Genomic DNA, 9,165 nt, shown 5'->3' on the forward strand with positions numbered 1-9,165 from the left:
GGCACGTCGCGGCGCCGCCCCGCGCCGGCCGCTCGCCCCGCCCGGCCCGGCGCCGCACCATGGGGCCGTTCGGCCCCCCTGCGGGCGCCGACCGGACGGGAACGGGCGGGTCCGGTGCCTCTCGTGCGGTCGCCCCGCGCTCGCGAGGCTGGTGGAGGTGCGGGCCGCGCCCGGCGGCCCGGCTCGGGAGGAAGCCATGCGGCGGATCATCCCTCTGGCCGACCTCGACCGGGAGGACATCGGCCTGGTCGGCGGCAAGAACGCCTCGCTCGGCGAACTGATCTCCCGCCTGGGTCCGGGCGGGATACGCGTCCCGGACGGCTTCGCCACCACCGCGGAGGCCTACGCGGAACTGCTGGACACCGGTGGCCTGCGCACCCGGATCGCGGAGCGGATCGACCGGTTGCACCGCGGCGCGGCACTGGCGGAGGTCGGGGCGGCGATCCGCGCCGACATCCTCGGCACGGCCCTGCCGCAGGCCCTGCAACGGGAGCTCTCGCAGGCGTACGCACGACTCGCCCGCGAGGCCGGGCTCGATGATCCGGACGTCGCGGTGCGCAGCAGTGCGACCGCCGAGGACCTGCCGGAGGCGAGCTTCGCCGGCCAGCAGGAGACGTTCCTGAACGTCCGGGGTGTCCCCGCTCTCCTCGATGCCTGCCTGCGCTGCTTCGCGTCGCTGTTCACCGATCGGGCCATCGACTACCGGGAGCGCCTGGAGTTCGACCACCTTGCGGTGGCGCTGTCCGTCGGCGTGCAGTTGATGGTCCGTTCGGACCTCGGCTCGGCGGGGGTGATGTTCACCCTCGACCCGGAGACCGGCTTCCCCGACGCGGTCGTGGTGAGCGCAGCCTGGGGGCTCGGCGAGACGGTGGTCAGCGGCCAGGTCGACCCGGACGAGTACGTGGTGTTCAAGCCCCTCATGAAGGCACCCGGGGTGAACCCCGTCATCCGCGCGCAGCTCGGCGCCAAGCGCCGGAAGGCGGTGTACGCCGCCGAGGGCCTGACCGCGACCGTGGACACCTCGCCCGCGGAGCGGTCCGCCCGGGTCCTGGACGACGCGGAGGTGCGCCTCCTCGCCGGATGGGCGGTGGACGTCGAGCACCACTACGGCTGCCCGATGGACCTCGAATGGGCGAAGGACGGCCGTACCGGCGAGATCTTCCTCGTCCAGGCGCGGCCGGAGACCGTGCAGTCCCGGCGCGGCACCGTCCTGCGCCGCTACCGGCTCACCGGCAGCGGCCGGCGCCTGGTGAGCGGGATCTCCGTCGGCGAGGCGATCGGGGCCGGTCCGGTCTGCGCGCTCGGCAGTCCGGCCGAGGCCGACCGCTTCCCCGCCGGGGCGGTGCTCGTGACCGGGATCACCGATCCCGACTGGGAGCCGCTGATGAAGCGGGCGTCGGCCATCGTCACCGACCACGGCGGGCGTACCTCGCACGCCGCCATCGTCAGTCGCGAGCTCGGGGTCCCGGCGGTGGTGGGCACCGGCCGGGCGACCGCGCTGCTCACCGAGGGGAGTGCGGTGACGGTCTCCTGCGCCGAGGGCGCGGACGGGCACGTGTACGAGGGCCGGGTGGACTTCGAGGAGACCGAGACCGACCTCGGCTCCATCCCGCCCACCCGGACCAAGGTCATGCTCAACCTGGCCGACCCCGAGGCCGCGTTCCGCTGGTGGCAGCTCCCGGCCGACGGCGTCGGACTGACCCGGACGGAATTCATGGTGGCCCACCAGGTGCGCGTCCATCCGATGGCACTCGTCCACCCGGAGCGGCTGACCACCGAGGACCGCCGGCGGGTGGACGCCGCCACCGAGGGCTGGTCCGACCGGACGGAGTACTTCGTCGACCGGCTCGCCCGGGGCCTGGCCCGGATCGCCGCCTCCCGGTGGCCCGATCCGGTGGTGGTGCGGACCAGCGACTTCAAGACCAACGAGTACGCGCGGCTGATCGGGGGCGGGCCCTTCGAGCCGGTCGAGGCCAACCCCATGATCGGCTGGCGCGGCGCGAGCCGGTACTACGACGAGCGCTACCGGGAGGGCTTCGCCCTCGAGTGCCGCGCGCTGCGCGCCGTCCGGGAGGACTTCGGCCTGACCAACGTCGTGGTGATGATCCCCTTCTGCCGCACTCCCGAGGAGGGTGACCGGGTGCTGGCCGAGATGGCCGCCAACGGCCTCCCGCGCGGGGGCAACGGCCTGCGGGTTTACGTGATGGCCGAGATACCGTCGAACATCCTCCTCGCCGAGGAGTTCGCCGACCGCTTCGACGGGTTCTCCATCGGGAGCAACGACCTCACCCAGCTCACCCTCGGGGTGGACCGGGACTCCGCACTGCTCGCGCACCTCTTCGACGAGACCGACCACGCCGTCACCCGGTCCGTCGAACGGCTCATCACCGCCGCGCACGCCGCCGGTCGGCCCGTCGGGCTCTGCGGCCAGCGTCCCAGCAACGATCCCGACTTCGCGCGCTTCCTCGTCCGGGCCGGCATCGACTCGATCTCCGTGACCCCGGACAGCTTCGCCGCGGTCAAACAGCAGGTGGCCGCGGCCGAGCGGGGAGAGCGACGATGACGTCCGCCACCGCGGCAGAGCCCGCTGCCCCGGGGCCGACGCCCCGCCCGGGGCTGCTCACCTTCCTCGGCGGTGTCGGCACCGTCACCGGCAGCAAGTTCATGGTCGAGACCGACCACGCCCGGCTGCTGATCGACTGCGGGCTCTTCCAGGGCCTGGCCGAACTGCGGCGCCGCAACCGCAGGTCGCTGCCGGTCGACCCGCACGACATCCAGGCCGTCGTCCTCACCCACGCCCACCTGGACCACTGCGGCTACCTGCCCCGCCTCGTCCGCGACGGCTTCCGCGGCCCGGTGCTGACCACCGCCAACACCGCCCGCCTGGCCGAGCTGATCCTGCGCGACAGCGCCCACCTCCTCCGCGAGGAGGCCGACCACGCGAACACGCACGGCTGGTCCAAACACCGGCCGGCCGAGCCGCTCTACGACGACGAGGACGTCGAGAACACCCTCCGCATGTTCGACCCGGTCCCCCTCGGCACCGACGTGGAGATCACCGCCGGGACGGTCCTGCACCTGCACCGGGCCGGCCACATCCTGGGATCCGCCTGGGCCCACCTCACCCTGGAGGACGGGCACACCCTCGCGGTCAGCGGTGACCTGGGCCGCCCGGTCCACCCGCTGCTGCTGCCGCCGGAGCCGTTCGGCGGCGCGGACGTGCTCCTGATGGAGTCCACGTACGGCAACCGGCGGCACGAGGAGACGGCCGCCCGCGAGTACTTCGCCCGCGCGATCGAGCGGACGCTGGCCCGCGGCGGCACGGCCGTCATCCCGTCGTTCGCCGTCGACCGCACGGAGGTGGTCCTGCACGAGCTCGGGAACCTGCGCCGGTCCGGCCGCCTGCCGGCCGGGGCACCGGTCCACGTGGACAGCCCGATGGCGCTGGCCGCACTGGAGATCTACCGCGAGGCCCTCGCCGCCCGCTCCCCCGAGCTCCGCGCGGACATCGTGGCCGAGGGGGAGGCCGCGCTCGACCCCGAGCCGTTCCTGCCGATCCACTCGCTGCAGGAGTCCCTCGCCCTGGAGCACTCCACGGTGCCGTCCGTCCTGGTCTCCGCCTCCGGCATGGCCACCGGCGGCCGGGTCGTCCACCATCTGCGCCGGCTGCTGCCCGACCCGCGCAACACCGTGATCGTCGTGGGCTTCGCGGCCGAGGGCACCCGGGCCCGCGACCTGGTCGACGGCGCACGCACGCTGAAGATGTACGGCACCTACGTGCCGGTCCGGGCCGAGATCGTGAACGTTCCGGCGTTCTCCGCGCACGCCGATGCCGCCGAGATCGTCGACTGGCTGCGCTCGGCCCCGCCGCCCGGCACCACGTACCTGGTCCACGGGGAGCCCGAGGGCTCCGAGGCGCTGCGCGCCAGACTCGACCGCGAACTCGGCTGGACGGCGGTCGTCCCACGGCCGGGCGAGCGGGTCCTCGTCCGCTGAGGTCCCGCGTCCGACGGCCCCAACGGCCCTGTGCCGAGGGGCGGTCGCCCCCAGCGGGATCGGGCGGTACGGCGGTGTCATGGAGGGGCGGGCGAGTTCCGTACGGTTCGGAGGCCGACGGGCCCGCCGCTCCGGGGCGCGTCGCCGGCCCGGAGAGACAGGGAGCACGGCATGAAGGCGTCACTCGGAGACCGGATCATCGTCGAGGGCACCCGCCCCGGGGTCCACCGTCGCGACGGCGAGATCGTCGCGCTGCACCACGCCGACGGCAGCCCGCCGTACGACGTGCGCTGGTCCGACACCGGCCGGGTGTCGGAGTTCTTCCCCGGCCCGGACGCCCGGGTCCACCACTACCCGGACCCCGCGGAGGAGGACGGCACGCCGCCGGACGGGCGGCGGATGCTCCACCTGTTCGCCGAGTGACGTCCGGGGCCCGGCCCGGGGGCGTCCCGCGCGGAGGAGAGGCGGAGGAGAGGGAGTGAGCAGACCGTGTCGGATGCCCGGATCACCGACCTGTACGAGGTCACCATGGCCCACTCCTATCTCGCGGAGGGGATGACCGCCCCTGCGACGTTCAGCCTGTTCGTCAGGCGGTTGCCGCCGGGCCGGGGATTCCTCGTCGCGGCCGGCCTGGAGCCGGTCCTGGATCACCTGGCCCGGTGCCGCGTCGACGCCGGTGACGTGGCGGCGTTCGCCGACGCACTGCACCGGCCGGTCCGGGAGCTGGAGCCGCTGCTCGGTCTCGGCTTCACCGGGGAGGTCCGGGCGGTGCCCGAGGGACGGATCGTCCTGGCCGGTGAACCGCTCCTGGAGGTCACCGCGCCCCTGCCGGAGGCGCAGCTCGTCGAGTCGTTCGTCCTCAACCAGGTGTGCCACCAGACGGCCGTGGCGTCGAAGGCCGCGCGGTGCGTGCTGGCCGCGGCCGGCCGCCCGGTGGTGGACTTCTCGCTGCGGCGCACCCACGGCCTGCAGGCCGCGGAGCAGGCGGCCCGGCTGGGCGCCCTGGTCGGCTTCGCCGGGACGAGCAACGTGGCCGCCGCCCGGGCGTACGGCCTGCCGGCGGTCGGCACGATGGCGCACTCGTACATCGAGGCGTTCGGCGACGAGGCCGCCGCTTTCCGGGCGTTCATCCGGTCGCATCCCGGTCCGGTGACCCTGCTCGTCGACACCTACGACACCGTCCGCGGGGTCGCCGTGGCCGCCCGGGTCCTGACCGAGTCCGGGCTGCACGAGGGCTGCGCGGTGCGGCTGGACAGCGGGGACCTCGGCGCGCTCGCGTTCGCGGCCCGCAGGATCCTCGACGGGGCGGGACTGCCGCACGTGCGGATCAGCGCCAGCGGCGGCCTGGACGAGTACACGATCCGCGGCCTGGTCCGCTCCGGGGCGCCGATCGACCTGTTCGCCGTCGGCACGCTGGTCGGGGTGTCGGCGGACGCGCCGTACCTGGACGCCGCCTACAAGCTGGTGGACTACGACGGCCGGCCGATGATGAAACTGTCCGCGGGCAAGGCGACCGCGCCCGGGGCCAAGCAGGTCTTCCGCGGTCCGGGATGCGCGGACACCGTGGCCCTGCGGGAGGAGCCGGCGCCGCCCGGTGCCGAGGCGCTGCTGGAGCAGGTCATGGCGGGCGGGCGCCGCACCGGCCCGCCCCGGACACTCGCCCGCGCCCGTGCGGCCTTCGCGGCCGACCTCGCCGAGCTGCCCGCGGCCGCACGCCGGACCGACTCCCCCCGGCCGCCGACAGCGGCCGTCTCCCCCCGGCTGGCCCGGCTCACCGCTGACGTCCGTCGCCGGCTGGAGGACAGCTCGGCGCAGGCGGCCCCGGCCGGGCGGGACTGACCCATGCCGGACGACCACCTCCGGCCGATGCCCGCGATCCGGTCCGACCGTACGGCGGACGGGATCGCGGACGGTTCGGCGGCGGATCTCGATCCTCGTGAACCGCTGTCCCTGATCTTCCGCGACCTCCGGACCTCGGCCGACGGTCTGACCGAACGAGAGGCGGCCCGGCGGCTGGTGGTTCACGGACCCAACACGCTCAGCCGGCGCGGCGGGCGGCGGTGGCCGCGCGAGCTGGCGCAGCAGTTCACCCACCCGCTCGCCGTGCTGCTGGCGCTGGCCGCCGTTCTGGCGGCCGTCAGCGGCGCACCCGCACTGGCGGTGGCGATCGCCGCGGTGATCGCGCTGAACGCCATGCTGGCCTTCGCGCAGGAACGCCAGGCGGAACGGGCCGTGGAGGCGCTCGCCGACTTCCTCCCCGATCAGGCGGACGTGGTCCGGGCCGGCCGGCGCCGAGCGGTGCCGGCGGCCGACCTGGTGCCCGGGGACGTGCTGGTCGTCGAGGAGGGCGACCGGGTGTCGGCCGATGCCCGGCTGCTGTCCGGCGGTGTGGAGGTCGACCTGTCGGCCCTGACCGGGGAATCCGTCCCGGTCGTCCGCTCCGCCGAACTCACCGACGCCACGGGCCCGCTGCTGGCGGCGCCGGACCTCCTGTTCTCCGGCAGCGCCTGCACCGGCGGGCAGGCCGCCGCGGTGGTGACGGCCACCGGGATGCACACCGAGCTCGGTCGGATCGCCGCACTGAGCCAGCGCACCCGGCGCGAGGAGAGCCCGCTGGAGCAGCAGGTCAAGCGGGTGGCCCGGCTGATCGCCGCGATCGCGATCGGGGTCGGGCTGGCCTTTCTGCCGATGGGCCTGGCGGCCGGGCTGTCGCTGACCGCGGCGGTGACCTTCGCCGTCGGCCTGCTGGTGGCGAACGTGCCGGAGGGCCTGCTGCCGACGATCACCCTGGAGCTGGCGTCGGGGGTCCGCGACCTCGCCCGGCGCGGCGCCGTGGTCAAGCGCCTCTCCGCGGTCGAGACGCTGGGGTCCACCACCGCGGTGTGCACCGACAAGACCGGGACGCTGACCGAGAACCGGATGCGGGTGACCGCCGTGTGGACGACCGGCGGGGAACGGGACACCGGTTCCGCGGCGCCGGCGGACCCGGCCGTGCTCGCAGTCGCCGAGGCCGCCGCCGCCTGCACCACGGCCGATCCGGCGACCGGGCACGGCGACCCGACCGAGGTCGCGCTCCTCGATCACCCGCGCTGCGCCGCGCGGACATCGGCGTCGCGATGGGCAGGTCGGGCACCGAGGTCGCCCGGGAGGCGGCCACCATGGTGCTCACGGACGACAACTTCGCCACCATCGTCGCCGCGGTCGAGGAGGGCCGGCGGACGTACGACAACATCCGCAAGTTCATCGTCTACATCTTCACGCACGCCGTCCCCGAGGTCGTTCCCTTCCTGGTGTTCGCCCTGTCCGGCGGGGCGGTCCCGCTGCCGCTGACGGTCATGCAGATCCTCGCCGTCGACCTCGGCACCGACACCCTGCCCGCGCTGGCACTCGGGCGTGAGCGTGCCGAGCCCGGGCTGATGGACCGGCCGCCGCGCCCGCGGTCCGAACGCGTGATCCGGCCCGCCATGCTGGCGCGTGCCTGGGGCTTCCTCGGACTGATCTCGGCCCTGCTGGTGATGGGCGGGTACTTCCTGACCCTGCTGCGCGGCGGCTGGCATCCGGGCGACGCGACCGGATCGGGCGCCCCGCTCCACCTGGCGTACCAGCAGGCCACCACGGTCGCCTGGCTGGGCATCGTCGCCTGCCAGATCGGCACCGCGTTCGCCGCCCGCACGGACCGCGCGTCCCTGCGGTCGGTCGGCCTGTTCGGCAACCGCGAGCTGCTCGGCGGAATCGGCTTCTCGCTCGCCTTCGCCGCAACGATCGTCTATCTGCCCGCCCTGCACCGGGTGTTCGGGACGGCCGCGCTCACTCCCGCCCAGCTCCTGACCGTCGCGCCGTTCCCGTTCGTCGTCTGGGGCGCGGACGAGCTACGGCGGGCCGTTGTCCGGAGCCGCACCGCACCGCCCGCGGGCCGGGCGGTGCCGGTGGCCCCCGCGCCGGCCCCCGTGGCGTCCGACGAGGGCGGGCACCATCCGCTGGCGGTTCTGCTCGCCCGCCACGGCTGGAGCGCGCACCGGCTGTCCCACGCCCTCGGGGTCGGAGAGCACGCCGCCGCCGAGATCGTGGCGCTCGCCCACCGGATCGCCGCCACGCACGGGCACCGGGAGGGCTGACGGCGCGGGCCACGGCCCGGAACGCCGTCCGACACCTCGTCAGGTGCGCTCCGCGAGCAGATCCGCGGTACCGGTGAGGGTGCCGAGGCGCGGGTAGTCGTCCTCGTCGATCCGGCAGTCGGCCCGGACCGAGAGGCGCTCGACGAGGGTGAGGAAGTCGAGTGAATCGAGCTCCAGGGCGTCCCGGTAGTTCTCGTCCGGTCCGAGGACGGCGAAGTCCGCGTCCGGGACGATCTCGGTCAGCACCTCGCGGACGAGGGCGAGGGCCTGGTCGTGGTTCACAGCGCCTCCGGTCTCTGCAGCAGCCGGTCGAGGGCCGACAGGTACCTGGGGCGGATAGATGACGCCGAAGACGGCTTCGACGCCCTGGTACCCGAGGTTGGTCACGGTGATCGTCGGATCGGTCGTCTCCGAGCCGCGCAGCCGCCCGCCCCGTGCCCTGGCCACGACGTCGCGCAGCGCCGCCATGAGGTCGGCCACCGGCAGGTCGGCGGCGTCGTGGATGGCGGGGGCGACGAGGCCGCCGCCGCGCAGCGCGACGGCCACCCCGAGGTGGACGGCCGCTGCGGGGGCGAAGCCGTCGCCGGTCCAGTGGCCGTTGAGCTGCGGCACCTCCCGGGCGGCGAGAGCGGCCGCCTTGAGCAGGAGCGCGGCGGGCACCAGCCGTTCGGTGACAGGCAGTCGGCGGTTGCGTTCGCGCAGCCAGTCGAGGGCGGCGGAGAGGTCGACGGTGGTGGAGAGGTAGTAGTGGGGGATCTCCCGCTTGGCGCGGGCCATCAGATCGCCGACGGCCCGGCGCATCGCCGCCGAACGGTCGGGTGTGCCCGCCCGCCCGGTGTCCGGCGGCTCGGACCGGGCCGGCGGTGCAGCCTCGACGGCGGCCCGGACGTCGGCGACCCGGACGGTGCCGTCGTGACCCGTGCCCCGTACACCGGCCAGATCGATGCCCGCCTCCGCGGCGGTGCGCCGGGCCAGCGGGGTCGCCCGCACCCGGCCGTCCGCGGGCCTCGCAGCCGCACGTAGAGCCCGACTGCGCCCGGAGCCGCAGTGGCGG

The 9,165-nt window shown here is 74.8% G+C and carries 7 protein-coding genes; 6 read left to right on the top strand and 1 reads right to left on the bottom strand.

Going from position 1 to position 9,165, the window contains the following annotated elements; translation table 11 throughout:
• The first annotated feature begins 196 nt into the window (after positions 1-196).
• The 6 genes from ppsA (at position 197) to ACFV0G_RS27725 (ending at position 8,111) form a co-directional block, all read left to right on the top strand.
• On the top strand, positions 197-2,563 hold the full coding sequence (gene ppsA / locus ACFV0G_RS27700; protein WP_380553601.1) for a phosphoenolpyruvate synthase: 2,367 nt from the start codon (positions 197-199) through the stop codon (positions 2,561-2,563).
• A complete protein-coding gene (locus ACFV0G_RS27705) occupies positions 2,560-3,996 on the top strand; it encodes an MBL fold metallo-hydrolase RNA specificity domain-containing protein (protein ID WP_380553604.1) in 1,437 nt (478 codons plus the stop codon). Before ppsA ends, ACFV0G_RS27705 begins: the two co-directional genes overlap by 4 nt.
• 171 nt (positions 3,997-4,167) lie before the next feature.
• Complete coding sequence (locus ACFV0G_RS27710; RefSeq protein WP_380553607.1) at positions 4,168-4,419, top strand: DUF1918 domain-containing protein; 252 nt, start codon at positions 4,168-4,170, stop codon at positions 4,417-4,419.
• 66 nt (positions 4,420-4,485) lie between these two features.
• Positions 4,486-5,835 (top strand): nicotinate phosphoribosyltransferase, encoded by a 1,350-nt coding sequence (locus ACFV0G_RS27715; protein ID WP_380553610.1) that lies wholly within the window; start codon positions 4,486-4,488, stop codon positions 5,833-5,835.
• Between the two features lie 3 nt (positions 5,836-5,838).
• Positions 5,839-7,326 (top strand): HAD-IC family P-type ATPase, encoded by a 1,488-nt coding sequence (locus ACFV0G_RS27720; protein ID WP_380553613.1) that lies wholly within the window; start codon positions 5,839-5,841, stop codon positions 7,324-7,326.
• Between the two features lie 5 nt (positions 7,327-7,331).
• Positions 7,332-8,111 carry a cation-translocating P-type ATPase C-terminal domain-containing protein gene (locus tag ACFV0G_RS27725; RefSeq protein ID WP_380553619.1) on the top strand — a complete coding sequence of 260 codons (780 nt, stop codon included), beginning with the start codon at positions 7,332-7,334 and terminating at the stop codon, positions 8,109-8,111.
• Positions 8,112-8,150: 39 nt separating this feature from the next.
• Here ACFV0G_RS27725 and ACFV0G_RS27730 read toward each other — a convergent pair.
• On the bottom strand, positions 8,151-9,165 hold a 1,015-nt coding region (locus tag ACFV0G_RS27730; RefSeq protein ID WP_380553616.1), incomplete at its 5' end, for a 2-oxo acid dehydrogenase subunit E2.

This window comes from Kitasatospora sp. NPDC059571 (assembly GCF_042735675.1).
GTDB lineage: Bacteria > Actinomycetota > Actinomycetes > Streptomycetales > Streptomycetaceae > Kitasatospora.

What these genes read in the sequence shown, in the direction of transcription:
- ppsA (WP_380553601.1), top strand. Translation starts at nt 197, where the DNA reads ATGCGGCGGATCATCCCTCTGGCCGACCTCGACCGGGAGGACATCGGC.
- ACFV0G_RS27705 (WP_380553604.1), top strand. Translation starts at nt 2,560, where the DNA reads ATGACGTCCGCCACCGCGGCAGAGCCCGCTGCCCCGGGGCCGACGCCC.
- ACFV0G_RS27710 (WP_380553607.1), top strand. Translation starts at nt 4,168, where the DNA reads ATGAAGGCGTCACTCGGAGACCGGATCATCGTCGAGGGCACCCGCCCC.
- ACFV0G_RS27720 (WP_380553613.1), top strand. Translation starts at nt 5,839, where the DNA reads ATGCCGGACGACCACCTCCGGCCGATGCCCGCGATCCGGTCCGACCGT.
- ACFV0G_RS27725 (WP_380553619.1), top strand. Translation starts at nt 7,332, where the DNA reads ATGCAGATCCTCGCCGTCGACCTCGGCACCGACACCCTGCCCGCGCTG.